The organism is Streptomyces sp. NPDC041814 (assembly GCF_055590565.1).
In genome coordinates, this window is sequence record NZ_JBVJAM010000010.1 from 269,048 (window position 1) to 294,994 (window position 25,947).

The window sequence follows — 25,947 nt, forward strand, 5'->3', positions numbered from 1 at the left end:
GCCGCCCCGCACGTCCCGGGGCGGCCGCGCCCGCCGTCACCCCGGCGCCCCACGACCGCCGGACGTCCCGCCCTGCGGACCGCGCCGAACACCCCGCGATCCGGCCCAGGGCACCAGACCGAGGCGCGCTGGAGCGCGCCGGGAAGGTGGTCGTCGTCCGATGACTCCGCTCGTCACCGAAGGCACCCCGTTTCCGCTGACCGCCGCCCAGCGCGGGGTCTGGTTCGCACACCGGCTCGCCTCACCCACCTCGACGTTCAACCTGGCCGACTACCTGGAGATCCGGGGCCCGGTGGACGCCGGCATCCTCCGGCGCGCGGTCCGCCGGGCCGAGGTCGAGAGCGGCACCTTCGACGTCGCCTTCGGCGAGGGTCCGCAGGGCCCGTACCAGACGGCCGTCGCACAGGCCGGCGAACTGCTGCGGGAGATCGACCTCTCGGACCGGCCCGACCCGCACGCCGAGGCACTGCGCTGGATGGCCGCGGACCGGCACACCGCCCTGGACATCGTCCGCGACCCGCTGTTCAACGAGGTGCTGCTGAAGCTCGGGGACGCACACTTCATCTGGTACAAGCGCTGCCACCACATCCTCATCGACGGCTTCGGCAGCGTCCTCTTCACCCGCCGGGTCGCCGACCTGTACGCCGCCGAGGCCGCCGGTGAGGAGCCCGCGGGCGCCCCGCTGAACACCCTCGCCGAGCTGGTCGCCGAAGAGGCCGCCTACCGCGCCTCCGACCGCTTCACCCGCGACCGCGCCTACTGGCTCGACCGGTTCGCGGTGCAGCCGGAGACCGCCACGCTGTCGGACCGCACGGTGCCGGGCCGGGCCGGAGAGGTGCTGCCCACCCGCACCGCCGAGCTGCCCGAATCCGCGCTGGCCGCCCTCCGGACCGCCGGACGCGAGGCCCGGACCACCTGGACGGTCCCGGTGCTCGCCGCGGTCGCCGCGTACCTGCACGGCATGACCGGGCAGCGCGACCTCACCATCGGCGTCCCGGTCGCGGCCCGGCGCACCGACATCGCCCGCAACAACCCCGGGATGATGGCCAACCAGCTCCCGCTGCGGCTCACCGTCGACCCGGCCACCACCCGCTCCCAGCTGCTGCGCCAGGTCGCGTCCCGGCTGGCCGAGCTCCTGGAGCACCAGAACTACCCGTACGACGACCTGCGGCGCGACCTGAAGCTCGTCGGCAGCGGCGGCCACCTCTTCGGGGTGCAGGTCAACATCATCCCGGGCAGCGGCGACCTGCTCTTCGACGGCCACCCCACCTACGCCCGCACCCTCCAGGGCGGCCCGGTCCCCGACCTCAACATCAGCGTCCGCCCCCAGGGCACCGGACAGGGCGCCGCCATCGACTTCGAGGCGCCCGCCGACCGCTACACCGAGGACGAACTCGCCGCCCACCAGGAGCGCTTCCTGCGCTACCTCACCGCGCTGGCCACCGCCCCCGCCGACCTCCCCATCGGCCGCGTCCCGCTCCTCGGCCCCGACGAGCGGACCCGCGTCCTCGTGGAGTGGAACGACACCGGCCGGCCGGACGCCGGGACCACCTTCCCCGAGCTGTTCGAGCGCCAGGTCCGGGCCACCCCGCACGCCGACGCTGTACGGGCCGGGGAGACCACGCTCTCGTACGAACGGCTCAACGCCCGCGCCAACCGGCTGGCCCGTCTCCTCGCCCGCAAGGGCGCCGGGCCCGACACCCGGGTCGCCGTCGCCATGGACCGCTCACCCGAGGCGGTCGTGGGCGTCCTCGCCGTCCTGAAGGCGGGCGCCGCGCACCTGCCGGTCGACGTGTCGTACCCGGCCGAGCGCATCGCGTACATGCTGGACGACGCCCGACCCGCCCTCATGCTCACCACCCGCGCCGCCGCCGCCCGGCTCGACGGCCTCGCCGGCGTACCCGAGCAGCTGTTCCTGGACGAGCTGTTCGTCGGCGACCTCTTCCTGGACGAACTCGTCCTGGACGAGGCGTCCCTGGCGCCGCACGCCGACGACAGCGACCTCACCGACGCGGACCGGACCGCGCCCCTGCGCCCCGGCCACACCGCGTACGTCATCTACACCTCCGGGTCCACCGGGCGCCCCAAGGGCGTGCTGGTCCCGCACACCGGGATCGCCGCCCTCGCCACCACCCAGGCCGAGCGGCTCGCGCTGCGGCCCGGCGAACGCGTCCTGATGTTCGCCTCGCCCAGCTTCGACGCCTCCGTGTGGGAGCTGTGCACCGCGCTCCTCACCGGCGGCTGCGCGGTCGTCGCCCCCGCCGAACGCCTGCGGCCGGGGCCCGCCCTGGCCGCCCTGATCGCCGAGACCGGCGTCAGCTGCCTGCTGCTCGCCCCCTCCGCGCTGTCCGTGATGACCGAGGGCTCGATCCCGCCGGACGTCACCCTGGTCGTCGGCGCCGAGGCGTGCCCGCCCGACCTCGTGGAGCGCTGGTCGCCCGGCCGCCGCATGGTCAACGCCTACGGGCCCACCGAGTCCACCGTCATCACCACCATGAGCGACCCGCTCGCCGGGCGCACCGTCCCCCGCATGGGCCGCCCCGTGCACCGCACCCGGGTGCGCGTCCTGGACGAGGCGCTGCGCCCGGTCCCGGCGGGCGTGGCCGGCGAGGTCTACATCGCGGGCTCCGGCCTGGCGCGCGGCTACCTGAGCCGCCCCGGCCTGTCCGCCGGGCGGTTCGTCGCCGACCCGTACGGCGAGCCCGGAGCCCGCATGTACCGCTCCGGCGACCTCGCGCGCTGGACCCCCGACGGCGAGCTGGAATACCTGGGGCGCGGCGACGACCAGGTCAAGGTGCGCGGCTTCCGCATCGAGCCCGGTGAGATCGAGGCGGTCCTCGCGGCCGACCCGGCCGTCGGGCACGCCACGGTCGTCGTCCGCGAGGACGCCCCCGGCGTGCGCCGCCTCGTCGCCTATGTGGTGCCGGCCCCGGACGCGGTGCCCGAACCCGCCGCGCTGCGGGAGCTGGCCGCCGCCGGGCTGCCCGAATACATGGTGCCCGCCGCCGTCGTGGTGCTCGACGCGCTGCCCCTCACCCCCAGCGGCAAGCTGGACCGCAACGCCCTGCCCGCACCGGAGTTCACCGGCGCCGCCGAGAGCCGCGCCCCGCGCGACGACCGCGAGCGCCTGCTGTGCGAGCTCATCGGCGAACTCCTCGGCGCCACCGCCGTCGGTATCGACGACAACTTCTTCGACCTGGGCGGCGACTCGATCGTGGCCGTCCAGTTCGTCACCCGCGCCGCCCGCGCCGGGATCGGCCTCACCCCGCAGGACGTCTTCACGCACCGCACGGTCGCCGCCATGGCCGCCCACGCGGCGGGCATCGACGCCCCCGGCGGCGGGACACCGGCCGCCCCGCCGGTCCCCGAGCCCGTCGGCCCCGAGGACGCGGCGGCCCTGCGCGCCCGCTGGGCCGGGCGGAACGCGGAGGCGCTGCTCCCGCTGGCCCCGCTCCAGGAGGGCATGCTCTTCCACGCCTTCTACTCCGGCGCCGCCCTCCGCGAAGGCGACGCGGACGCCGGTCCCGACCCGTACAACGTGCAGAAGGTCTTCGGGCTCGCCGGGCCGCTCGACGCCGAGGCGCTGCGCCGGGCCTGCCGGGGCGTGCTCGACCGGCACCCCGCGCTGCGCGCCGCGTTCGACCGCGCCGGGTCCGGGGTGCCCGTGCAGGTGATCTGCGGCGGCCTCGAACCGGACTGGGCGTTCCACGACCTCACGGACCTGGCCGAACCGGAGCGCGCCGCCGCGCTGAGCGGGCTGCTCGCCTCGGACAAGGCCCGCCGCTTCCCGATGGACACGCCGCCGCTGATCCGCTTCGGCCTCGTGCGCACCGCTCCGGACGAGCACCTGCTCGTCCTCACGAACCATCACATCCTCTACGACGGCTGGTCGTTGCCGCTGGTACTGCGCGACCTGTTCCTGCTCTACGCGAACGGCGGCACCGGGTCCGCGCTGCCGCCCGCCGTCCCGGTCTCCGACCACCTCGCGTGGCTCGCCGCGCAGGACCGCACGGCCTCCGAGGACGCCTGGCGCACCGCGCTCGCGGGCCTGGACGAGCCGACCCTCGTCGCCCCCGGCGCCCAGGCCGCCACCGGCACCCCCGCCCTCGCCGTCACCGAGCTGGACGAGGAGCTGACCCGGGCGGTGAACGCGGCCGCCCGCACCCGGGGCCTGACCACCAGCACCGTCGTCCAGGGCGCCTGGGCACTGCTCCTCGCGCTGCTCACCGGCCGCGACGACGTCGTGTTCGGCACCACCGTCTCCGGCCGGCCGCCCCTGCTCCCGGGCGTCGAGGAGATGGTCGGGATGCTGATGAACACCGTCCCGGTCCGGGTCCGCGTCGACCCCGCGCAGCCGTTCGCCGCGCTCCTCGCCACTGTGCAGTCGGAGCAGGCCGCGCTGACCGGGCACCACCACCTCGGCCTGGCCGCGCTGCAACGGCTGACCGGGATGCCCGAACTCTTCGACACCAGCACCGTCTTCGAGAACGCCCCGGTGGACCGCGCGTCCATCGGCCGGGCCGTCCCGGGGCTGCGGATCAGCGTCGAGGAGTCCGACGCCACCGGCGCCACGCACTACCCGCTCAGCCTGATCGCCGCCCCCGGCGACCGGATGCGCCTGGAACTCACCTACCGGGCCGACCTGTACGGCGCGGCCGAGGCGGACGCCGTCCTCACCCGGCTCCGGCTCGCCCTCGCGGCGTTCGCCGCCGACCCGGACCGGCCGGTCGCCGGGATCTCCCTGCTCACCGCCGAGGAGACGGCCGGGGCGCTCGCGGCGGGCGAGGGCCCGGTCCGCGCCTTCCCGGACGCCACCCTGCCCGAGCTGTTCGCGGCCCAGGCCGCCCGCACCCCGGACGCGGTCGCCGTCGTGTGCGGCGCCGAGACCGTCACGTACGCCGGACTCGACGCACGGGCCGGCCGCCTCGCCGCCGCGCTCGCCGCGAAGGGCGCCGGGCCCGGCCGGGTCGTCGGGGTGAGCCTGCCCCGCTCGGTCGAGCTGATCGTCGCCCTGCACGCCGTGCACCGCGCCGGGGCCGCCTACCTGCCGATCGACCCGGAGTACCCGGCGGAGCGGGTCCGCAACATGCTCAGCGACGCCGACCCGGTCCTCGTCATCGACCCGGCGAACTACGACGCCCTGACCGCGGGCGCCCCGGCCGCCGACGGCCCGGCCCCGGTCCGCCCGCTGCCGCTGCACCCGGCCTACGTCATCCACACCTCCGGCTCCACCGGCCGCCCCAAGGGCATCGTCGTGGCGCACGCCGGGGTCGCCAACTACCTGCACTGGATGCAGGACGCGTTCCCGCTCGGCCCCGGCGACCGGGTTCTCCAGCGCACCTCGATGAGCTTCGACCCCTCGGTGTGGGAGATCTTCTGGCCGCTGATCACCGGCGCCGCCGTCGTGATCGCCGAGCCGGACGGGCACACCCGGCCCGGCTACCTCCCCGACCTCATCCGCCGGGAGAAGGTCACCGTCGCCCAGTTCGTCCCCTCCACGCTCGAAGTCTTCGTCCAGGAGCCGGGCGCGGACCGCTGCGACGGGCTGCGGCGGGTGTTCTGCGGCGGCGAGGCCATGACCTCCGGCCTGGTGGAACGATTCCGCGCCGTGAGCGGGGCCGCCCTGCACAACCTGTACGGGCCGACCGAGGTGTCCGTCTACTCCACGAGCCACCTGGCGGTCGCGGGCGCCGAACCCGCCGCCGTGCCCGTCGGCCGCCCCGCCTCCAACCTGCGGGTCTACGTGCTCGACGCCCGGCTGCGGCCGGTGCCCCCGGGGGTGAGCGGCGAGATCTGCATCGCGGGACCCGGCGTCACCCTCGGCTACGCGGGCCGGCCGGGCCTCACCGCCGAACGCTTCGTCGCCGACCCGTACGGCGCGCCCGGCACCCGGATGTACCGCACCGGCGACCTCGGCCGCCGCCGGGCCGACGGGGAGCTGGAATACCTGGGCCGCGCCGACCACCAGACGAAGATCCGGGGCCACCGCATCGAGCTCGGCGAGATCGAGACCGTGCTCACCGCGGACCCCTCGGTGGCCCGCGCCGCCGTCATCGTCCGGGAGGACCGGGCGGGCGCCCCGCGCATCGTCGCGTACGCCGTCCCCGCCACGGGCTCGCTGGACGCGGACGCGCTCCGGGAACACCTCGCCGCCTCGCTGCCCGGCTACATGGTGCCGTCCGTCCTGATGGAGGTCGCCGCCCTGCCGCTCACCCCGAACGGGAAGCTGGACCGCAAGGCCCTGCCCGTACCGGAGTCCTCGGCGGCCCCCGCCGGACGCGAACCGCGCGACGCCCGCGAGACGTTGCTCTGCGGCCTGTACGCCGAAGTGCTCGGCCTGGAACGCGTCTCGATCGACGACGACTTCTTCGGCCTCGGCGGCGACTCGATCATGTCGATCCGGCTGGCCGGCCGCGCCCGCACCGAAGGGCTCGACCTCACCCCGCGCGACGTGTTCACGCACAAGACCGTCGCCGCGCTCGCCCCCCACGCCAAGGACGTCGCGGCGGGCGAGGACGCCTGGACCCCCGCCCAGCAGCCCCTCGTCCCGCTCGACCTGGACGAGCTCGAAGAGCTCGAAGCCCAATGGGAGAACTCGAAGTGAAGCAGACCTCGCTGGAAGCGGTGCTGCCGCTGTCCCCCTTGCAGGAGGGCATGCTCTTCCACGCTCTCTACGACACCGAGGGCGTCGACTTCTACAACATGCAGACGCCCCTGGAGCTGGCCGGGGCGCTGGACGCGCACGCCATGAAGCGCGCCTGCGGGCAGCTCCTGGAACGCCACTCCGGTCTGCGCGCGGGCTTCCTGCAACGCCGCTCGGGACAGGCCGTCCAGGCCGTGGCCCGTGCCGTCGAGGTGCCCTGGGAGGAGAGCGACCTCAGCGGCTTCGGCGAGTCCGAGCAGCGGGCTCGGCTCACCCGGCTCCTCGCCGCCGACCGCGAACGCCGCTTCGACCTGGCCCGGCCCCCGCTCGTCCGCTTCACCCTCGTCCGCCTCGGCGCCGAACGCCACGTCCTGGTCATCACCAACCACCACATCCTGGTCGACGGCTGGTCCCTGCCCATCGTGCTGCGCGACGTCTTCCGCCTCTACCGGCGCGCCCGGGGCGACGCCGGCCTGCCCGACCTGGAGGCGGTCGCCCCGTTCAGCGACTACCTGGGCTGGCTCGACGCCCAGGACCGGGCCGAGGCCGAACGCGCCTGGGCCGAGGCGCTGGACGGGCTCGCCGAACCGACGCTGGTCGCCCCGGCCGCCGCCGCGGGCACCCCGGGACGCCAGCAGCGCGTCATCGCGGACCTGCCGGCCGAGCTGACCGCCGCGCTCGGCACGGCCGGGCGGCAGCGCGGGCTGACCCTCAACACCGTCGTCCAGGGCGCCTGGGCGCTGCTCCTCGCCTCCCTCACCGGGCGCGACGACATCGTGTTCGGGGCCACCGTCGCGGGCCGCCCGCCCCAGATCCCCGGCGTCGACCACATGGTCGGCCTGCTCATCAACACCGTGCCCGCCCGGCTGCGCATCGACCCGGACGAGCCGCTGTCCGCGATGCTGGCCCGGCTCCAGGACCAGCAGGCCCGCCTCGGCGGCTACCACTACCTGGGCCTCGCCGACATCCACCGGACCACCGGGCACACCGAACTCTTCGACACCACCGTCGCGTTCGAGAGCTTCCCGATCGACCCGCTCGCCGCGTCCAAGGCCATCCCCGGCATGGCCATCGCCATCGTGGAGGCCACCGGCCACGACGCCCACGAGGGCACCCACTACCCGCTCAGCCTCGCCGTCTACCCGGGCGGCGAACTGCGCCTCGAACTCAACCACCGCCAGGACCTCTTCGACACCGAAGCGGCGACGGCCCTCCTCGGCCGGCTCCGGCTGCTCCTCGAAGGCTTCGTCTCCGCCCCGGACACCCCGGCCGGCCGTGTCGACCTCCTCACCGAGGAGGAGCGCCGCCGCACCCTCCACACCTGGAACGACACCGCCCGCGAGGTCCCCGACGCCACGCTCCCCGACGTGTTCGAGGCGCAGGTGCGGGCCACCCCCGACGCGACCGCCCTCGTCGGCGGCGGCCAGGCCCTCACCTTCGGCGCCCTCAACGCCCGCGCCAACCGGCTCGCCCGGCTCCTCGCCGCCAGGGGCGCCGGACCCGACACTCTCGTCGCGCTCGCGCTGCCCCGCACCGCCGACACCGTGGCGGCGATCCTCGCCGTGCTCAAGGCCGGGGCCGCCTACCTGCCGATCGACCCCGAGTACCCGGCCGCCCGGATCACCGCGCTGCTCGCCGACACCGCGCCGGTCCTCCTGGTGACCACCGACGCCGTCGCGGCCGGGCTCCCGGACGGCGGCCCGGCCCGGCTCTCGCTCGACGCCCTCGCGGCCGAGCTCGACGGGGGTGCCGGAGCGCCCTCGGACGCCGACCTCACGGACGCCGACCGCACCGCCCCGCTGCTCCCCGCGCACCTCGCGTACACCATCTCCACCTCGGGCTCCACCGGCACGCCCAAGGCCGTCGCGGTCGAGCACCGCGCCCTGGTGAACATGTTCCACAGCCACCGGGACCGGTTCTTCACGCCGGAGTCCGAGGCGGCGGGCGGCCGGCAGATGCGGGTCGCGCTCACCAACGCGCTGGTCTTCGACGCGTCCTGGAGCCAGCTCCTGTGGATGACCGGCGGCCACGAACTGCACCTGGTGGACGACGAGACCCGCAAGGACCCGCACGCGCTCACCGCGTACGTCACCGAGCGGCGCATCGACGTCCTCGACACCACGCCCAGCTTCGCCCGCACCCTCCTCGCGGCCGGGCTCCTCGCCGCCGGGGGCCACCGCCCGGCCACGCTCGCGCTCGGCGGCGAGGCCGTCGGCGACGACCTGTGGGACGAACTGCGCGCCACCGAGGGCCTGAACGGCTACAACCTGTACGGCCCCGCCGAGTGCACCGTCGACGCGATGCTCTGCCGCACCGGCGACAGCGAGCGCCCCGCCATCGGCCGCCCCGCGCACAACACCCGCGTGTACCTCCTGGACGACCGGCTGCGCCCCGTCCCCGCCGGTACGGACGGCGAGCTGTACATCGCGGGGGCCGGGCTCGCCCGCGGCTACCTCGGCCGCCCCGGGCTCTCCGCCGAACGCTTCGTCGCCGACCCCTTCGGCGCGCCCGGTGCCCGCATGTACCGCACCGGCGACCTCGGCCGCTGGCTGCCCGACGGCACGATGGTGTTCGCCGGGCGCGCCGACGACCAGGTCAAGATCCGCGGCTTCCGCGTCGAGCCCGGCGAGATCGAGGCGGTCTGCGCCGCCGACCCGGCCGTCGCCCGGGCAGCCGTCGTGGCCCGCGAGGACCGGCCGGGCGTCAAGCGCCTCGTCGCCTATGTGGTGCCCGCCGACGCCTCCGCCGACATCGCCGGGCTGACCGGCCGGCTCGCCGGGGTGCTGCCCGCGCACATGGTGCCCGCCGCCGTCGTCACGCTGCCCGAGCTGCCGCTCACGATCAACGGCAAGCTGGACCGCCGCGCCCTGCCCGCACCGGAGTTCGCGGGCACGTCCGGCGGCCGGGCGCCGAAGGACGACCGGGAGCGGCTGCTGTGCGAGCTGTTCGCCGAGGTGCTGCACGTCGAACGCGTCGGCGCCGACGACAGCTTCTTCGACCTGGGCGGCGACTCGATCCTCTCCCTCCAGCTGGTCTCCCGGCTGCGCAAGGCGGGGCTCGTGCTCACCCCGAAGGACGTCTTCACGCACCGCACCGTCGCCGCGCTGGCCACCGCCGCCACCGCGACCGCCGAGGCCGGGCCCTCGTTCGTACCGCCGGAGGGACCGCTCGTCACCCTCGGTGCCGAGGAGCGGGCGGAGCTGGACCGGGACTACCCCGGGCACCTGGACGTCCTGCCGCTGACCCCGCTCCAGCAGGGCATGCACTTCCACGCCCTGCTCGCCGAGGACGGCGTCGACGTCTACAACACCCAGCGCCCCCTGCAACTCGACGGTGAGCTGGCCCCGGGCGTGCTGCGGACCGCGTGCGAGGCGCTGCTCGCCCGGCACGACAACCTGCGCGCCGCGTTCGTCCGCCCGGCCGGCGGGGCCGCCGTGCAGGTGGTGCCCGCCGCCGTCGCCCTGCCGTGGACGGACCTCGACCTCACCGGGCTCGACGAGGAGACCCGGCGGGACCGGGTCGCGGCCCTGCTCGCCGAGGACCGGGTCCGCCGCTTCGACCTGGCCGAACCGCCGCTGGTGCGGGTCACCCTGGTCAAGCTCGCCGACGACCGCCACCTCTTCCTGCTGACCCACCACCACATCCTGCTCGACGGCTGGTCGCTGCCCCTGATGTTCCGCGACCTCTTCGAGCTGTACGCGAACGGCGGCACCTCCGCGTCCCTGCCGGCCGTCACCCCGTACCGCCACCACCTCGGCTGGCTCGCCTCCCTGGACGGTACGGGCGACCAGCTGTGGAAGGACGCGCTGGCCGGGCTCGACGGGCCGACCCTGGTCGCCCCCGGTGCCGACGCGGCCGCCGCCGTCGTCCCGGACCTCGTCGCGCACCGCCTCGGCGCCGACGAGACCCGTGCGCTCACGGCCGCCGCCCGCGCCCACGGGCTGACCCTGAACACCGTCCTCCAGTACGCCTGGGCGGTCGCACTCGGCCGCCTCACCGGCCGCCGCGACGTCGTCTTCGGCGCCACCGTCGCCGGGCGCGCCCCGCAGCTGCCCGGCGCCGAGTCCGTCGTCGGCATGCTGATGAACACCATCGCGGTCCGGGTGCGCTGGGAGCCCGGGCAGCCCCTCTCCGGCGTCCTGGCCCGGCTCCAGGACGAGCAGGCCGCCCTCGGCGAGGCGCACCACGTCTCCCTGGCGGCCGTGCAGCAGAGCGCCGGGCACGGCGAACTCTTCGACACCGTCCTCGGGTTCGAGAACACCCCGGTCGACCGGGCCGCCGTCCAGGAGCAGGTGCCGGGTCTCCGGATCTCCGTGGACGACACCGCCGCCCCCGGCGCGACCCACTACCCGCTCAGCCTGGTCGTGGTCCCCGGCGAGCGGCTGAGCCTCGAACTGAACTACCGGGGAGACCTCTTCACGCACGACGAGGCGGACGCGCTGCTCGCGGTGGTGGGCCGCGTTCTGGACGCCCTCGTCGCCACTCCGGACCTGCCGGCCGGCCGCATCGGCCTGCTCTCCGCGCCCGAGCTCGACCGCCTGGTCGGCGAGCCCAACCGGGAGGCCGACGCCCGGACCGCGACCCCGGCCACCTTCCCCGAGCTGTTCGCCCGGCAGGTCGCCGCCCGCCCGGACGCACCCGCCGTCACCGGACCGGGGGGCACCCTCTCGTACGCCGGACTCGACGCCCGCGCCAACCGCCTGGCCCGCGTCCTCGCCTCCCACGGCGCCGGACCCGAACGCCTGGTCGTCGTCGCGATGCCGCGCTCGACGGACTCCGTGGTGTCGATCGTCGCCGCGCTCAAGGCGGGCGCCGCCTACCTGCCGCTCGACGTCAACTACCCGGCCGACCGGGTCGCGTTCATGCTCCGCGACGCAGCCCCGCACCTCGTCCTCACCACCCGTGAGGCCGCCGAGGGCCTGCCCCCCGAAAAGGACGACGGCCCCACCCGGCTGTACGTGGACGAGCTGACGGTCCCCGAGTCCACCTCCGGCGCCGACCTCACCGACGCCGACCGGACGGGCCCGCTGCGCCCGGCGTCCGCCGCGTACGTCATCTACACCTCGGGCTCCACCGGCACCCCGAAGGGCGTCCTCGTCACGCACGGCGGGCTCGCCTCGATGATGGCCGCCCAGGCCGACGGGCTCGACGCGAAGCCGCTCGGCAAGGTGCTGCTCTACGCCTCGCCCAGCTTCGACGCCTCCGTGTGGGAGCTGTGCACCGCGCTGCTCACGGGGTCCTGCGCCGTCGTCGTCCCGGCCGGTGAACTCCTGCCGGGGCAGCCGCTCGTGGACACCGTCGCCCGGTACGGGGTGAACTGCCTGCTGCTGCCGCCGTCCTCGCTGGCCGTGGTCCCCGAGGACGGGCTGCCCGAGGGCGTCACGCTCGTCGTCGGCGGCGAGGCGTGCGCGCCCGACCTGGTGGCCCGCTGGTCCGCCGGACGCCGCATGGTCAACGCGTACGGCCCGACCGAGTCCACCGTCATGGCCACCATGAGCGCACCCCTGGCCGGGCGCACCGCCCCGCCCATGGGCCGCCCGGTCGCCGGCAGCCGCGTCTACGTACTGGACGAGACGCTGCGCCCGGTCCCGCCCGGGGTCCCCGGCGAACTGCACATCGCCGGAGCCGGGCTCGCCCGCGGCTACCTCGGCCGCACCGCGCTCACCGCGCAGCGCTTCGTCGCCGACCCGTACGGCGCCCCCGGCACCCGGATGTACCGCACCGGCGACCTCGCGCGGTGGACCGCCGACGGGCAGCTGGAGTACCTGGGCCGCAGCGACGAGCAGGTCAAGGTCCGCGGCTTCCGCATCGAGCCCGGCGAGGTCGAGGCCGCGCTCACCGCCGACGCCTCCGTCGCCCGGTCCGTCGTCGTCGCCCGCGAGGACGCCCCCGGCATCCGGCGCCTCGTCGGCTACGTCGTCGCTGCACCGGGCCAGCGGGTCAGCCCGGCGGCCCTGCGGGAGCGGGTCGGCGCGGTGCTGCCGGACTACATGGTCCCGGCCGCCGTGGTCGAGCTGGACGCCTGGCCGGTCACCCCGAGCGGCAAGCTCGACCGGAACGCCCTGCCCGCCCCGGACTTCAGCGCCGCCGCGACCGGGCGCGCCCCGCGCGGCGAGGCGGAGGAGCTGTTCTGCGCGCTCTTCCAGGAAGTGCTCCAGGTGGACCGGGCGGGCGCGGACAGCAGCTTCTTCGACCTGGGCGGCGACTCCATCACGTCCATCCAGCTCGTCACCCGGGCGCGCCGGGCCGGGTACGAGATCGCCCCGCGCGATGTGTTCGCCGGGCGCACCGTGGCCGGTCTGGCCGCGCTGGCGAAGCGGCTCGGCTCCGAGGCCCGGCAGCCCGCCGCGGCCCCCGAGGAGCCCCTGGTCGCCCTGGACCAGGACGAGCTGGACGAGTTCACCGCGGAGTGGGACGACGACTCCGCCTGAGACCTCCCCGGCGCGCCCGCGCGCCGGGGACCACGCCCCACGACGAACCGGCTGGGACCCTGCTCGGCCGGTTCCGAGGGCGGCACCACCCCGCGGCCGAAGGGGCCGCAACAGGACCGGACCGACCGGCCCCGGCCGGCCAGAGAGAGGACACGACGATGGCGAATCCGTTCGACCACGAGGAGGGGACCTTCATGGTCCTCGTCAACGACGAGGGGCAGCACTCGCTGTGGCCGTCCTTCGCCGAGGTCCCGGCCGGCTGGACGACTGCGCTCGGCGACTCCGACCGGGCCTCCGCGCTCGCGTACATCGAGGGCAACTGGACCGACATGCGCCCGGGGAGCCTGGTCGCCGCCACCGAGGGGAGTGCCCGATGACCGTCCTGGAGAGCGTCGCCGCGTACACCCTCACCGGCCGCGAGGCCGCTGAGCTCGGGGAAGGGCTCGCCTCGCTGCGGGACAGCGCGGGCGACCCGTCGTTCCCCGACTTCTACGACCACTCCTGGCAGGCCGTCGAGGTCCTGCCGGCCGGGCTGCGCGCCTTCCTGGAGGACTTCCGGCGCACCGAGCAGTCCGCCGCCTGCATGGTCCACGGCTTCTCCGTGGACGACGAGGCCCTGGGCGCGACCCCCGCCCACTGGAGCGAGGCGATCACCGTCAAGAACGCCCTCGACCAGGAACTGGCCCTCGCCCTGTGCGGGATGGTGCTCGGCGAGCCCTTCGCCTGGGCCACCCTCCAGCAGGGGCGGCTCGTGCAGAACGTCCTGCCGATCGCGGGCGACGAGGAGAACCAGAGCGGCTACGGCAGCGAATCGCTCCTGGAGTTCCACACCGAGGACGGCTTCCACCCGCAGCGCTGCGACTACCTGATGCTGCTCGGCCTGCGCAACCACGACCGGGTGCCGACCATCGTCGCCTCCGTCCGCGACATCCGGCTCTCCGACGAGGACCGCGACATCCTCGCCTCCGAGAGCTTCCACATCCTGCCCGACACCGAGCACATCCGGCAGCTGGAGGCGTGGGACCCGGACCACCCGGCGCTCGCCGAGGCCCGCCGGATGCTGGAGCGGCCGGTGCCCAGTGCCGTCCTGCTCGGCGACCGGCTCAGCCCGTACCTGCGCATCGACCGGCCCTTCATGCGCTGCGTGGACGACGACCCCCGGGCCGTCGCCGCCCTGGACCGGCTCATGGAGGAGCTGGAGCGGGTCCAGCAGGACGTGGTCGTGGAGCAGGGCTCCCTGCTCGTCGTGGACAACTACCTGGCCGCGCACGGCCGCCGCTCGTTCCGGGCCCGCTACGACGGCACCGACCGCTGGCTGAAGAAGCAGCTGGTCAGCCGCAACCTGCGGCGCGGTCTGAACACGTCCGCCACGGACAGCCACCGGGTGATCCTGTGACCGGGGGCCGTACGGTCGTCGTCTCCGGCGCGTCCAGCGGCATCGGCCGCGCGGTCGCCGCCCGCTTCGCGCTGGACGGCGACCACGTCGTCAACCTGGACGTGGCGAAGCCGGACGGCGAGGTCCCCGGCGTCCGGTGGCTCGACGTGGACGTGGCCGACTGGGACGCCGTGGGCGAGGCCGTCGCCGCCGTCCAGGAGTCCACCGGCCGGCTCGACGTGGTCATCGCCAACGCCGGGATCAGCATCCGCCACGGCGTCCTCGAACTCACCGAGGCCGAGGCGCGCAGGACCCTCGACGTCAACCTCATGGGCGTCCTGGCGCTGTGGCGGCACGCCGCCGGGCACATGGTCCGCCAGGGCCACGGCGTGCTGCTCGCCACCGCGTCCGTCAACGGCTCGCGCGGCTACCCGCTCTACGCGGACTACAACGCCTCCAAGGCGGGGGTCGCCTCGCTGTGCCAGACCTTCGCCATGGAGCTGAGCCCGATGATCCGGACCGCGTGCGTGACCCCGGGGGCGGTGCTCACACCGATGCAGGAGGCGGAGTACACCCCGGCCATGCTGGACGAGGTCAACGCCCGTATTCCGGCGCGGCGGCACGCCCTGCCGGAGGAGATCGCCGCAGCCTTCCACTATCTGGCGTCCGACGGGGCCCGGTTCATCACCGGGCAGGAACTCGTCGTGGACGGCGGCGAGACCGCCGGCGCCACGACGGCCTTCTTCCCGGGCCACACCGGATAGCCCGGGGCCGCGCCCGGGGCCGCCGGACCCCTCACGTCCGGCGGCCCCGGACCGCCCACGACCGCTGAACACGACCGCAGAAATGGAACGATCATGACCGAGCGCCCCGTGTTCGACCCGGCGCACCTCGACACGGCCGACCTGTCCGATCCCCGGCTGCACGCCACGTACGACCTGCGCGAGCTGTGGAGCCACCTGCGGACCGAGTCCCCGGTGCACTGGCACCCGCCGGCCGGACAGACCGACGGCTTCTGGGTGCTGACCCGTTACGAGGACGTCGCCGCCGTCTACAAGGACAGCCGCACCTTCACCTCCGAGCGCGGCAACGTGCTCGACACCCTCCTGCACGGCGGGGACTCCGCTGCCGGGCGGATGCTCGCCGTCACCGACGGCCGCCCGCACTCCGCGCTCCGGGGCGTGCTCAGCAAGCCCTTCTCGCCGCGCTCGCTGGACGTCGTCGTGGACAGCGTGCGGCGCTCGACGCGCGAGCTGATCCGGCAGGCCGTGGAGCGCGGCAGCTGCGACTTCGCGACCGACGTCGCCGCGCACATCCCGCTCGCCGCCATCTGCGACCTGCTCGGCGTCCCCCCGAAGGACCGCGGCCTGATTATCGAGCTGACGTCCTCGGCGCTCTCCTCCACCGACGGCGCCCCCACCCAGGAGGGCACCTGGTCGTCCCGCAACGACCTGCTGCTCTACTTCTCCGAACTGGCCCAGTCACGGCGGGAGAAGCCGTACGACGACGTGGTCAGCCTGCTCGTCAGCAAGGAGGTCGACGGGCGCCCGCTGACCCACGAGGAGATCATCTTCAACTGCTACAGCATCATCATGGGCGGCCACGAGACCACCCGGCTCGCCATGATCGGCGGCTTCCGCGCCCTGGTCGACCACCCGGAGCAGTGGCGGGCGCTGTGCGCGGACGAGGTCCCGGTGGCCCAGGCCGTCGAGGAGATCCTGCGCTGGACCACGCCCGCCCTGCACAGTGGCCGCACCGCGACCCAGGACACCTTCCTCGGCGGGCAGTTCATCGAGGAGGGCGACGTCGTCACCGTCTGGAACGCCTCCGCCAACTTCGACGAGACGGTCTTCCCCGACCCCTACCGCTTCGACCTGGCCCGCACCCCGAACAAGCACCTGAGCTTCGCCCACGGGGCGCACTTCTGCATCGGCGCCTACCTGGCCCGGGCCGAACTCTCCGCCGTCGTCGAGGGCCTGCGCGAGTACGCCTCCGAGCTGGCGGTCACCGGCGAGGAGAGCCGGGTCTACTCCAACTTCCTCAACGGCCTCGCGAGCCTCCCGGTCACCCTGACCCCTCAGCCGGTCACCCTGGCCTCCGCCTGAACCGCCTTCGCACCCGGCCCCGTACCGCCGTCCGGTACCGGGGCCGGCACGGCGAGGCCCACCCGCAGCAGCCCGCGCCCGGCCGCCCAGGACCCCCGCAGCAGCTCCGGGAACGGCGGCCCGCCCGGCACCGGCCCGCCCGGCACCCGCGCGGTGAACGTGCCGTCCGCCGACAGGGACACCTCCGCGTCCAGGAACCCCAGCGGCAGCCCGGTCAGCGGATGCCACGCCTTGTACACGGCCTCCTTCACGCAGAACACCAGCCGGTCCCACGCCACCGGCGCCCCGGCCCGCGCCAGCTCCGCGACGGCCTCCCGCTCGCCGGCGCCCAGCACCCGCCCGGCCACCCCGCGCGGCAGCGGCGCGTCCGGCTCCGCGTCGATCCCGACGGCCCGGAACGCCCCGGCGGGGGCGACGGCGGCGGCCCGGTAGCCCACGCAGTGCGTCAGGCTGCCCACCAGGCCGTCCGGCCACGTCGGCCCGTCCCGTCCCTTCCGTACCAGCGGCGCGGGCGCCTGCCCCAGCTGCCGCATGGCCTCGCGGGCGCAGCCCCGTACGGTCGTGAACTCGCGCCGCCGTTCCTCGACCACGTCCGCGACCAGCGCCGCCTCCTCCGGAAAAAGGCGGATCCCGGCCGCGTCCCCCGTGTCACCGAAGGACTCGACCAGGATCACCCCGGCGGGCAGCAGCCCGGCGGTCGTCACTCCGAGGTCCGGGGCCCGGCGGCCGGGACGGCCGACTCCCGTACCGGCAGGGCGGAGTCCTTCGCCCGCCGGCCCAGGAAGTACTGCTGGACGAGCAGCGTCACACCCATGCCCAGCCACAGCGCGTTGACGTTGATCGGCTCACCGGTCGTCACATGGGCGATCGCGCCCACCACGAGCCGCGCCGCGATCGTCGCCAGCCACAGCCACATGGTGCCCATGCCGCCCTTGCGGATCACCTTGCCCGCGGTGGTCCGCCACATCGGCATCGAGCGGGCGCGCAGCGCGCCGAACACCACCGAGACGGCGAGCGCGAGCACCAGGAAGCCGATTCCGCCCGTCGTCGCCTCGCTCGGGCCCGGCGGCACACAGCCCCGCGCCACGAGCAGCGCGCACCAGATGTACATCTGCGGCCGCACCTCGCGCGCGGTGAACTGGGTGATCAGCACCCCCACCGTGATCCCCACGACGAGAACGGTGTTGAACACCACGGCGAAGTCGCCGCTCCCGTCGGCATGGACCGCCGCGAGCTGCGCGGTGGGGGCGACGGAGCCGTGGGCGAGCAGGCTGAGCATGGGCGTTCCCTCGGGAGTTGGGGGGTGGGTGTACGGGTTACGCGGTGCGGGCGAGTGCGTCCGTGAGGGCCGTCACCATCGCGGCGGGGCCGGAGTGGGGGAAGTGGTGACCGCCGGGCAGCAGCGTGAGCGAGAAGCCGGCCCCGGCGCAGTGCCGCCACTCGGGCAGCCCGTCGGCGCGCGTCACCTCGTCGTCGGCGCCGCCGAAGACGTGCAGCGGGCCGGGCAGCGGGTCCGGGGCGGCGAGCAGATAGCTCTCCGCGAACCGGAGGTCGGTGCGCATGGGCCGCATGATCTGGGCCAGGAACTCCGGGAATTCGAGGAGCTCTTCGGGCAGCCCGCCGTTGCGCAGCAGCCAGTCGAGAAGCCCCTCGTCGGACGCCTGGGACATGGTCGCCGGGGGCGGGGTGTGCGGGGCCCGGAAGCCGGAGACGAGGGTGGCGACCGGGGCGGGCAGCCCCCGCGCCGCGATCCGGCGGCTCAGCTCGTAGACCAGAGCCCCGCCGAAGCTGTGCCCGAACAGGGCGTACGGCATGGCGAATTCCGGCTCAAGTCCGGCCAGCAGCCGTTCGGCCAGCTCGTCGAAGTCGTCCGGCATCGGCTCGTCCTGCCGCGTGCCCCGGCCCGGCAGCTCCACGGGGGCCAGCTCGATGCCCGGCGGGATGTGCCGCCGCCACCCGGCGAACGCCCCGGCGCCCGCGCCCGCCTGCGGTACGCAGATCAGCCGGGTGTGCGCGGTGCCGACGGCGAGCCGGCCGGAGACCCAGCGTTCGTCCTGCGGCCGTGCCGTCACACTCATGCGGGTCCACCTCTGCTGTCCGTCACGGTCGGACAGCATTGTGGCAGCGCCCCGTATGCCCTCTCCAGGCAACGATTCCGGCACACGGCAGGCAATTGGGCCGCCCACCGGAAGCCGGGATTCCGTACGGAGTTGCCGCGCCCTTGCCGGAGTTGTTGCCTGGAGTCCGGGTGATCACCACGCGGAACATGGGCCCGGCGCATCCGTACCGGTGTCCGGCACGGCACCCGAACGTGGAGAAGTCCCATGACTGACAGCAGCACCGTGATCGACTCCGGCTCGGTGGAGGAGCTGGTGAGCAGGCTCGTGCTGCTCGTCGCCCCCCAGAAGAACGAGGACAGCCGGCCCGAGCAGCGCCTCATCTCCGATCTGGGCTACCACTCGCTGGCCCTGGCCGAACTCGCCTTCACCCTGGAGGACCTGTTCGGGCTCGACCCGCTGCCGCCGGAGAAGGCGATGTCGCTGGAGAGCGTCGGCGACGTCACCGGGCTCATCGCCGCCGAACTGGAGGGCGGCGCCGGGCACCTGCCGAACGACGACGACATCCAGCTGATCTTCGCCCGCTACGGCGTCGAGTGGGCGCCCCAGGCCGCCTGAGGCATTCCCGCCACCCCCCAGAACGGCCGCATGCCGTGTTGTCCCCCGCACGCGGCATGCGGCTTCGCCCCGGGTCAGGGCCTGTTCAGCTCCGCGTACCCCGCGACGTCGCGCGGGCTCCGGGCGCCCGGGCCCACGTAGCGCGCCGAGGGGCGCACCAGGCGGCCCGTGCGCTTCTGCTCCAGGATGTGCGCCGACCAGCCCGCCGTACGCGCGCACGTGAACATCGACGTGAACATGGGCGCCGGCACCTCGGCGAAGTCCAGCATGATCGCCGCCCAGAACTCCACGTTCGTCGCGAGCACCCGGTCCGGGCGCCGCGCGTGCAGCTCCTCCAACGCGGCCTTCTCCAGCGCCCGCGCCACCTCGTAGCGGGGCGCGCCCAGCTCCTCGGCGGTGCGCCGCAGCACCCGGGCGCGCGGGTCCTCGGCACGGTAGACGCGGTGGCCGAAGCCCATCAGCCGCTCGCCCCTGTCCAGCGCCTGCTTCACGTACGCCGTGGCGTCCCCGGTCCGCTCGACGCCCTCGATCATGCCGAGGACCCGGGACGGGGCGCCGCCGTGCAGCGGGCCCGACATGGCCCCCACCGCTCCGGACAGCGCGGCCGCCACGTCCGCCCCGGTCGAGGCGATGACCCGGGCGGTGAACGTCGAGGCGTTCATGCCGTGCTCGGCGGCGGACGTCCAGTACGCGTCGACCGCCTTCACATGGCGCGGGTCCGGCTCGCCCCGCCAGCGGATCATGAACCGCTCCACGACGGACTCGGCCTTGTCGATCTCCCGCTGCGGGACCATCGGCACGCCCTGCCCGCGCGCCGACTGCGCCACGTACGACAGGGCCATCACGGCGGCCCGCGCCAGATTCTCGCGCGCGGTCCCCGCGTCGATGTCGAGCAGCGGTTTCAGCCCCCAGACCGGGGCGAGCATGGCCAGCGCGGCCTGCACGTCGACCCGGACGTCACCGGAGTGCACGGGGAGCGGAAACGGTTCGGCGGGCGGCAGACCCGGCTCGAACGCCCCGTCCACCAGCAGCCCCCACACATGGCCGAAGGAGACATGGCCGACGAGTTCCTCGATGTCGACGCCCCGGTACCGGAGCGAACCGCCTTCCTTGTCGGGTTCGGCGATTTCCGTCTCGAACGCGACGACTCCTTCGAGCCCGGGTACGAAGTCGGACATCAGGCGGCTCCCTCGGTTCGACGGTTGCGCCGGGCGGACCTCCGGCCCGTCCGGCCGCTGCGGCAGGATGGCACCGTGCCCACCCCAGACTCCTCCTTCGATTCCACCACCGATCCGGCCGCGATGCGCGAGCAATACCGATCCGAGACCTTCACGGAGGACTCGCTCGCGCCCGGTCCGATGGACCAGTTCGCGCGCTGGTTCCGCCAAGTCGCCGCCGGTGGCATGCTCCACGAGCCGAACGCCATGGTGGTCTCCACGGCGACCCCCGAGGGCCGCCCCTCCTCCCGCACGGTGCTGCTGAAGATGTACGACGCGCGCGGCTTCGTCTTCTTCACCAACTACGGCTCCCGCAAGGGCCGCGAGCTGACGGCCAACCCGTATGTCTCGCTGCTCTTCCCCTGGCATCCGCTGGCCCGCCAGGTCATCGTCACCGGCACCGCCGCCCGCGTCCCCCGCGAGGAGACCGTCGCCTACTTCCGCACCCGCCCGCACGGCTCCCAGCTCGGGGCCTGGGCGAGCGAGCAGTCCACGGTGATCGGCAGCCGCGAGGAGCTGACCGCCCGCTACGAGGAGTTGTCGGCCCGCTACCCGGAGGGCGAGAAGGTCCCGGCGCCCCCGCACTGGGGCGGCTTCCGCGTCGTCCCCGAGACGATCGAGTTCTGGCAGGGCCACGAGAACCGGCTCCACGACCGGCTGCGCTACGTCCGCGAGGGCGGCGAGGACGGCACGTGGCGGGTCGAGCGGCTGTGCCCGTAAATCGCCCCCGACATGCGGAAACCCGCAGGCTCTGGTCCCTCCTTGCGGAGGAGCCGGCCGGATCTACCGGCGAGCCTGCGGGTCGGTGACTGCTTGGGTTTCGGCAGACAGTCCGCCGAGGTGCACGATGTGCGACGACGGGCTGTCAGCCCGCAGCCACCTCACGAATCCGATAAGACTGCACTTTTCGGATCACCTCCTTTCAACGTGTACGGACAGCTTAGGAAGCGCCCCGGGGCCGGGCAAGCGAATTAACGGCGTACCGATTTCCGGGAAAATCCCTGTGCCCTGGGTCACGTTCGAGTTCAATGGTCTGACGTGCGGCTATGGCGGACACCTCTCGCAGGGGGACCGGGATGAGTGCTTCCACGAGCAGGGGGACGGCCGGTGCGGAACTGCTGGCGGCCCTCCTCGACGGCATGGACGCGGCGCTCTGCGCCTTCGGCGCGGACGGCACCGTCACCCACTGGAACCGCGAGGCCGAGCGCGTCCTCGGCTGGTCCGCCGACGAGGCCGTGGGCCGCTCCGGGCTGGCCGGCTGGGCGGTGCGCCGGGCCGACGCGGACGAGGTGCAGCGGCGGCTGATGGCGGTCATGGACGCGCCCGGGCGCCAGGTCCACGAGTTCGCGCTGCTGCGCAAGGACGGCGGCCGGGTCCTGGTGCGCACCCAGTCCGCCGGGGTCCGGGGCGCCGACGGGAAGCCGGCCGGGGTGTACTGCGCGTTCAGCGAGGTCCACGCCCAGATCGACCTGGAACGGGCCATCGCGCTCAGCGAGGCCCTGTTCGAGGACGCCTCCTGGGGCGTCGTCCTGGTCGACGTGGACCTGCGCCCCACTGTGGTCAACGCCCACGCGGCCCGCGCCCTGGGCGGCGGCCGTACGACGATGCTGGGGCGGCCGCTGGGCGAGCTGATCGCCCAGGGGGTCGAGGAGCTGGAGGGCGCCCTTCAGCACGTTCTCGCCGAGGGGGCGCCGGACGCGCCCGCCGAGCTGTGGGTGACCCTGCGCGGCGGTGACGGCACCCGCCGTCGCTGCTGGCGCAGCGGCTTCCTGCGGCTGGCCTCCCCGCTCACCGAGGAGCCCGTGCCGCTGGGTGCGGGCTGGGTCTTCCAGGACGTCACGGACGCCCGGCTCGCCGCCCAGGAGGCGGACCGGCTGCGCTTCCGCTCCAACCAGCTGCATCGCGCCTCGCGGTCCGCCGCGGAGTGCGAGGACCCGATGGAGGCCGCGACGGCGTCGCTCGACTTCGCGCTGGCCGGGTTCGCCGACCACGCGCTGGTCGACCTGGTGGCGGGGGAGCGGCTGGTCCGGGCGGCGGCCACCCCGGCCGACGCGCCGGGCCCCTGCCTCCCGGTGGCGGGCGGCGGCATCCCGTTGCGGTACGCGCCGGGCCATCCGGCCCTCCAGGCGGTGGACCGCACCGGCTCGGTGCGCACGTCGGCGGGGGCGGACGGCGGGGACGGCGAGTGGGCCCGCAGGCGCCAGTGGCCCCCGGACGCGGTCCACGCCCTCGCCACGGTGCTCCGGAGCCGCGGCCGCACCCTGGGCGTGGTGACGTTCCTCCGCTCGTCGCACCGCGCCGCGTTCGAACGCCCGGACGCGATGTACGCGGAGAGCGTGGCGGCCCGGGTGGCGGCATCGGTGGACCTGCACATGTCCAGCCCGTCCGGCGATTGAGGACGGGTCCGTTGCGCAATTCCAGCCCGTCCGGCGATTGAGGACGGAACCGTTGCCGCCGGGAAACGGCGCCTCCCGGTCCGGGCCGGCCAGGTCCTAGTGCCGGTAGAAAATCCGCTCCGCGTACTGCGACATCACGCGCCCGTTCCACTCGTGCCCGCCGTCCACGTTCCCCGACCGCAGCAACGGCGGCTCGATCCCCCGCTCCAGCAACCGCTCCGCCGCCGCGGCCATCATGCTCTGCATGATCGCGCTGGTGACCACCGTGGACGCGGGCGCGAACGGCGCCTCGATGCCGTCCACCTCCAGCTCCGCGTCGCCGATCGCGATCTTGCTGTCGAGGACGATGTCGCAGTGGTCCCGCAGGAAGCCGCCCGAGCTGTGCCGGGACCGGGTCTCCTCCGCGTACGCGACCGAGGTGACGCCGATGACCTTCAGGCCCAGCGCGCGGGCGTTGAGCGCCATCTCGACGGGCAGGGCGTTGCGCCCGGAGAGCGAGATGATCACGAGCACGTCGCCGGACTTCGCGGGGCTGGAGTCGAGCACCGCGCCCGCGAGGCCGTCCACGCGTTCCAGGGCCGAGCCGAGGGTGGCGGGCATGACGTCCACGCCGAGGGCACCGGGGACGGCCAGGAGGTTCATCAGGGCGAGCCCGCCCGCCCGGTAGACGACGTCCTGCGCGGCGAGCGAGGAGTGCCCGGCGCCGAAGGCGAAGAGCCGTCCGCCCGCCTCGACGGTGTCGGCGATCGCGGCACCGGCGGCCGCGATGTTCCCGGCCTCCTCGTCCCGTACCCTCCCCAGCAGGCCGATCGCCGCATCGAAGAACTGACCGGCCAGCTTGCTTTCGCTCATCGGGGAGGACCTTTCCGGCGGGGTGGGATGTCCAGGGGGCGTCCGTAACGCCGATCACGTTGCGGTCTGGACCAGTGACCTGTCAATACCGCACGGCTCCGGTGACGACGGCACGGCACGGTTGTCGGCGGGATGCGTCAGAATTGGGGTCAGGGCCAGCGCACGATTGCATCGAGGGGCACGAATGTCCGGACTGATCGACACCACGGAGATGTATCTCCGCACCATCCTCGAACTCGAAGAGGAAGGCGTGGTCCCCATGCGCGCCCGGATCGCGGAACGGCTGGACCAGAGCGGTCCGACCGTCAGCCAGACCGTGGCGCGGATGGAGCGCGACGGCCTGGTGCAGGTCGCGGGCGACCGCCACCTGGAGCTGACGGAGGAGGGCCGCCGCCTGGCCACCCGCGTCATGCGCAAGCACCGGCTGGCCGAGTGCCTGCTGGTCGACGTGATCGGCCTGGAGTGGGAGCAGGTCCACGCCGAGGCGTGTCGCTGGGAACACGTGATGAGCGAGGCGGTCGAGCGCCGGGTGCTGGAGCTGCTGCGGCACCCGACGGAGTCGCCGTACGGGAACCCGATCCCGGGTCTTGAGGAGCTGGGCGAGAAGGCCGAGGCGGACCCGTTCCTCGACGAGGGCATGGTCAGCCTGTCCGATCTCGACCCGGGCAGCGACGGGAAGACGGTGGTGGTCCGCCGGATCGGGGAGCCGATCCAGACGGACGCCCAGCTGATGTACACGCTGCGGCGGGCGGGCGTGCAGCCCGGCTCCGTGGTCAGCGTGACGCAGTCGCCCGGCGGAGTGCTGGTCGGCAGCAGTGGCGAGGCGGCGGAGCTGGACTCCGAGATCGCCTCGCACGTCTTCGTCGCGAAGAAGTAGACCCGCGTTCCCTGAGACCGGGCACCTGGCAGCCGCCGGTGCCCGGTTTTTCTTTTTCCGTCCGGAACCGCAGCGCTCCGGCGCGGACCGTGCCAGGCTGTGGCGGAGGGGTGGCTGAGCGTGTCGGCCGCCGCCCCCGCCGCCGGGAGGGGAGCTGTGATGCACCCGTCGTACGCAGAGCACGCGGACAAGCGGACGGCCCCGGCGCCGCGAGGCGCCGGGGCCTGTCCCTCCCTGTGCCCGACCCGGAGCCCCGAGCTCCCGAGGTCGGTCCCGCGGGCCCTCATCCCCGAGTGGCCCGCCTCCCGCAGAACATCTCCCCGCAGCTGCCGTCGTCAATCCTGGGAGGCAGTCACTCGAACGAGCGGTGTTGGCCGGCAGATCCCGGTTTTCGAATAAAGGTTCGATAGTCTGGCCGACACGACCACCCGGTGATCCAGCCGGTGACCCAGGGAGAGAAGGGGGTGCCAGAAGCTATGGCGCGGCGCATCGAAGTGACCGGATCGGACGGCGTACGCCTCGCGGTCTGGGAGTTCACCGACCCGCCCCGGGCGGGCGCGGACGGCGCCCCCGCCCCCGCCGTCTTACTGCTGCACGGCCTGATGGGCCGGGCCTCGCACTGGGCGTCCACCGCCGGATGGCTCGCCGAGCGGCACCGGCCGGTCGGCCTCGACCAGCGCGGCCACGGCGACAGCGGGAAACCGGCCGACGGCCCCTACACCCGCGACGCCTACGTGGCGGACGCCGAAGCGGTCATCGAACAGCTGGGGCTCGCCCCCGTCACCCTCGTCGGCCACTCCATGGGGGCGCTCACCGCCTGGCAGCTCGCCGCCAAGCGCCCCGACCTGGTCCGCGCGCTCGTCGTCTGCGACATGCGCGCCTCCGCGCTCGGCGCGGCCTCGCAGCGCGAGTGGGAGGACTGGTTCGGGAGCTGGCCGCTCCCCTTCGCCTCGCCCGACGCCGTGCGGCGGTGGTTCGGCCAGGAGGACCCCTGGGTGGAGCGCCCCAACCCGTCGCGGGGCGCGTTCTACGCCGAGGTGATGGCCGAGCGGGACGGCGGCTGGTGGCCCGTGTTCTCCCGCCGCCAGATGCTGGAGTCCCGCGCCACCTGGGTGTTCGACGCGCACTGGGAGGAGCTGGCCCAGGTCAGGTGCCCGACGCTGGTGCTGCGCGGCCTGGACGGCGAGCTCGGCCGGGCGGAGGCCCAGGAGATGGTCCGGGTCCTGCCGCGCGGCCAGTACGCGGAGGTGGCCGACGCCGGACACCTCGTGCACTTCGACCAGCCGGAGGGCTGGCGCGCCGCGGTCGAGCCCTTCCTCGAACAGCTCTCCGAGGACGCGCGGGACGACCGCGAGCCCGTATCCCCGTAGGGCGTG

General features: G+C 74.4%; 16 protein-coding genes. 11 read left to right on the forward strand and 5 right to left on the reverse strand.

Translation table 11 applies throughout. From position 1 onward, the window contains the following. The first annotated feature begins 160 nt into the window (after positions 1-160). The 6 genes from ACZ6C6_RS25470 (at position 161) to ACZ6C6_RS25495 (ending at position 16,554) form a co-directional block, all read left to right on the forward strand. Complete coding sequence (locus ACZ6C6_RS25470) at positions 161-6,604, forward strand: amino acid adenylation domain-containing protein (RefSeq protein WP_469205618.1); 6,444 nt, start codon at positions 161-163, stop codon at positions 6,602-6,604. Beyond that, positions 6,586-13,074, forward strand: a complete 6,489-nt coding sequence (locus ACZ6C6_RS25475) for an amino acid adenylation domain-containing protein (RefSeq protein ID WP_469205620.1) — start codon at positions 6,586-6,588, stop codon at positions 13,072-13,074. Before ACZ6C6_RS25470 ends, ACZ6C6_RS25475 begins: the two co-directional genes overlap by 19 nt. A 158-nt stretch (positions 13,075-13,232) precedes the next feature. After that, positions 13,233-13,451, forward strand: a complete 219-nt coding sequence (locus tag ACZ6C6_RS25480; protein ID WP_469205622.1) for an MbtH family protein — start codon at positions 13,233-13,235, stop codon at positions 13,449-13,451. Then, positions 13,448-14,470, forward strand: a complete 1,023-nt coding sequence (gene gntD, locus ACZ6C6_RS25485; protein ID WP_469205624.1) for a guanitoxin biosynthesis L-enduracididine beta-hydroxylase GntD — start codon at positions 13,448-13,450, stop codon at positions 14,468-14,470. Before ACZ6C6_RS25480 ends, gntD begins: the two co-directional genes overlap by 4 nt. Next, complete coding sequence (locus ACZ6C6_RS25490; protein WP_469205626.1) at positions 14,467-15,213, forward strand: SDR family NAD(P)-dependent oxidoreductase; 747 nt, start codon at positions 14,467-14,469, stop codon at positions 15,211-15,213. The genes gntD and ACZ6C6_RS25490 overlap by 4 nt, the downstream gene beginning before the upstream one ends. Positions 15,214-15,306: 93 nt before the next feature. Next, positions 15,307-16,554, forward strand: coding sequence for a cytochrome P450 (locus ACZ6C6_RS25495; protein ID WP_469205628.1), 1,248 nt, complete (start codon positions 15,307-15,309; stop codon positions 16,552-16,554). On the opposite strand, the gene ACZ6C6_RS25500 is transcribed toward ACZ6C6_RS25495, so the two are convergent. From ACZ6C6_RS25500 to ACZ6C6_RS25510, 3 genes are read right to left on the reverse strand one after another with little or no spacing between them, the layout of a single operon-like run. After that, entirely contained in the window at positions 16,527-17,258 is a 732-nt protein-coding gene (locus tag ACZ6C6_RS25500) for a 4'-phosphopantetheinyl transferase family protein (protein WP_469205630.1), read from the reverse strand. The genes ACZ6C6_RS25495 and ACZ6C6_RS25500 overlap by 28 nt on opposite strands. After that, positions 17,255-17,833: a hypothetical protein gene (locus ACZ6C6_RS25505; protein WP_469205632.1), complete on the reverse strand. Its 579-nt coding sequence runs from the start codon at positions 17,831-17,833 to the stop codon at positions 17,255-17,257. Before ACZ6C6_RS25505 ends, ACZ6C6_RS25500 begins: the two co-directional genes overlap by 4 nt. A gap of 37 nt (positions 17,834-17,870) precedes the next feature. Next, positions 17,871-18,632, reverse strand: a complete 762-nt coding sequence (locus tag ACZ6C6_RS25510) for a thioesterase II family protein (protein WP_469205634.1) — start codon at positions 18,630-18,632, stop codon at positions 17,871-17,873. Positions 18,633-18,878: 246 nt separating this feature from the next. Here ACZ6C6_RS25510 and ACZ6C6_RS25515 point away from each other — a divergent pair, with 246 nt between their 5' ends. Beyond that, complete coding sequence (locus ACZ6C6_RS25515; RefSeq protein ID WP_469205636.1) at positions 18,879-19,229, forward strand: acyl carrier protein; 351 nt, start codon at positions 18,879-18,881, stop codon at positions 19,227-19,229. 74 nt (positions 19,230-19,303) lie between these two features. On the opposite strand, the gene ACZ6C6_RS25520 is transcribed toward ACZ6C6_RS25515, so the two are convergent. After that, on the reverse strand, positions 19,304-20,407 hold the full coding sequence (locus ACZ6C6_RS25520) for a citrate synthase 2 (protein WP_469205638.1): 1,104 nt from the start codon (positions 20,405-20,407) through the stop codon (positions 19,304-19,306). A gap of 123 nt (positions 20,408-20,530) precedes the next feature. On the opposite strand from ACZ6C6_RS25520, the gene pdxH reads away from it, so the two are divergent. Further along, a complete protein-coding gene (pdxH, locus tag ACZ6C6_RS25525; protein ID WP_469205732.1) occupies positions 20,531-21,166 on the forward strand; it encodes a pyridoxamine 5'-phosphate oxidase in 636 nt (211 codons plus the stop codon). A 356-nt stretch (positions 21,167-21,522) separates the two neighbouring features. Then, a complete protein-coding gene (locus ACZ6C6_RS25530) occupies positions 21,523-22,842 on the forward strand; it encodes a PAS domain-containing protein (protein ID WP_469205640.1) in 1,320 nt (439 codons plus the stop codon). 96 nt (positions 22,843-22,938) lie between these two features. Here ACZ6C6_RS25530 and ACZ6C6_RS25535 read toward each other — a convergent pair whose 3' ends face one another. Further along, positions 22,939-23,694: an SIS domain-containing protein gene (locus ACZ6C6_RS25535; RefSeq protein WP_469205642.1), complete on the reverse strand. Its 756-nt coding sequence runs from the start codon at positions 23,692-23,694 to the stop codon at positions 22,939-22,941. Between the two features lie 184 nt (positions 23,695-23,878). Here ACZ6C6_RS25535 and ACZ6C6_RS25540 point away from each other — a divergent pair, with 184 nt between their 5' ends. Beyond that, a complete protein-coding gene (locus tag ACZ6C6_RS25540) occupies positions 23,879-24,571 on the forward strand; it encodes a metal-dependent transcriptional regulator (RefSeq protein WP_469205644.1) in 693 nt (230 codons plus the stop codon). Between the two features lie 476 nt (positions 24,572-25,047). Next, positions 25,048-25,941 carry an alpha/beta fold hydrolase gene (locus ACZ6C6_RS25545; protein ID WP_469205734.1) on the forward strand — a complete coding sequence of 298 codons (894 nt, stop codon included), beginning with the start codon at positions 25,048-25,050 and terminating at the stop codon, positions 25,939-25,941. Positions 25,942-25,947: the final 6 nt, after the last annotated feature.

What these genes read in the sequence shown, in the direction of transcription:
- ACZ6C6_RS25540 (WP_469205644.1), top strand. Translation starts at nt 23,879, where the DNA reads ATGTCCGGACTGATCGACACCACGGAGATGTATCTCCGCACCATCCTC.
- ACZ6C6_RS25510 (WP_469205634.1), bottom strand. Translation starts at nt 18,632, where the DNA reads ATGAGTGTGACGGCACGGCCGCAGGACGAACGCTGGGTCTCCGGCCGG.
- gntD (WP_469205624.1), top strand. Translation starts at nt 13,448, where the DNA reads ATGACCGTCCTGGAGAGCGTCGCCGCGTACACCCTCACCGGCCGCGAG.
- ACZ6C6_RS25520 (WP_469205638.1), bottom strand. Translation starts at nt 20,407, where the DNA reads ATGTCCGACTTCGTACCCGGGCTCGAAGGAGTCGTCGCGTTCGAGACG.
- ACZ6C6_RS25515 (WP_469205636.1), top strand. Translation starts at nt 18,879, where the DNA reads ATGACTGACAGCAGCACCGTGATCGACTCCGGCTCGGTGGAGGAGCTG.
- ACZ6C6_RS25475 (WP_469205620.1), top strand. Translation starts at nt 6,586, where the DNA reads ATGGGAGAACTCGAAGTGAAGCAGACCTCGCTGGAAGCGGTGCTGCCG.
- ACZ6C6_RS25470 (WP_469205618.1), top strand. Translation starts at nt 161, where the DNA reads ATGACTCCGCTCGTCACCGAAGGCACCCCGTTTCCGCTGACCGCCGCC.
- ACZ6C6_RS25495 (WP_469205628.1), top strand. Translation starts at nt 15,307, where the DNA reads ATGACCGAGCGCCCCGTGTTCGACCCGGCGCACCTCGACACGGCCGAC.
- ACZ6C6_RS25545 (WP_469205734.1), top strand. Translation starts at nt 25,048, where the DNA reads ATGGCGCGGCGCATCGAAGTGACCGGATCGGACGGCGTACGCCTCGCG.
- ACZ6C6_RS25505 (WP_469205632.1), bottom strand. Translation starts at nt 17,833, where the DNA reads ATGCTCAGCCTGCTCGCCCACGGCTCCGTCGCCCCCACCGCGCAGCTC.
- pdxH (WP_469205732.1), top strand. Translation starts at nt 20,531, where the DNA reads ATGCGCGAGCAATACCGATCCGAGACCTTCACGGAGGACTCGCTCGCG.
- ACZ6C6_RS25535 (WP_469205642.1), bottom strand. Translation starts at nt 23,694, where the DNA reads ATGAGCGAAAGCAAGCTGGCCGGTCAGTTCTTCGATGCGGCGATCGGC.
- ACZ6C6_RS25530 (WP_469205640.1), top strand. Translation starts at nt 21,523, where the DNA reads ATGAGTGCTTCCACGAGCAGGGGGACGGCCGGTGCGGAACTGCTGGCG.
- ACZ6C6_RS25480 (WP_469205622.1), top strand. Translation starts at nt 13,233, where the DNA reads ATGGCGAATCCGTTCGACCACGAGGAGGGGACCTTCATGGTCCTCGTC.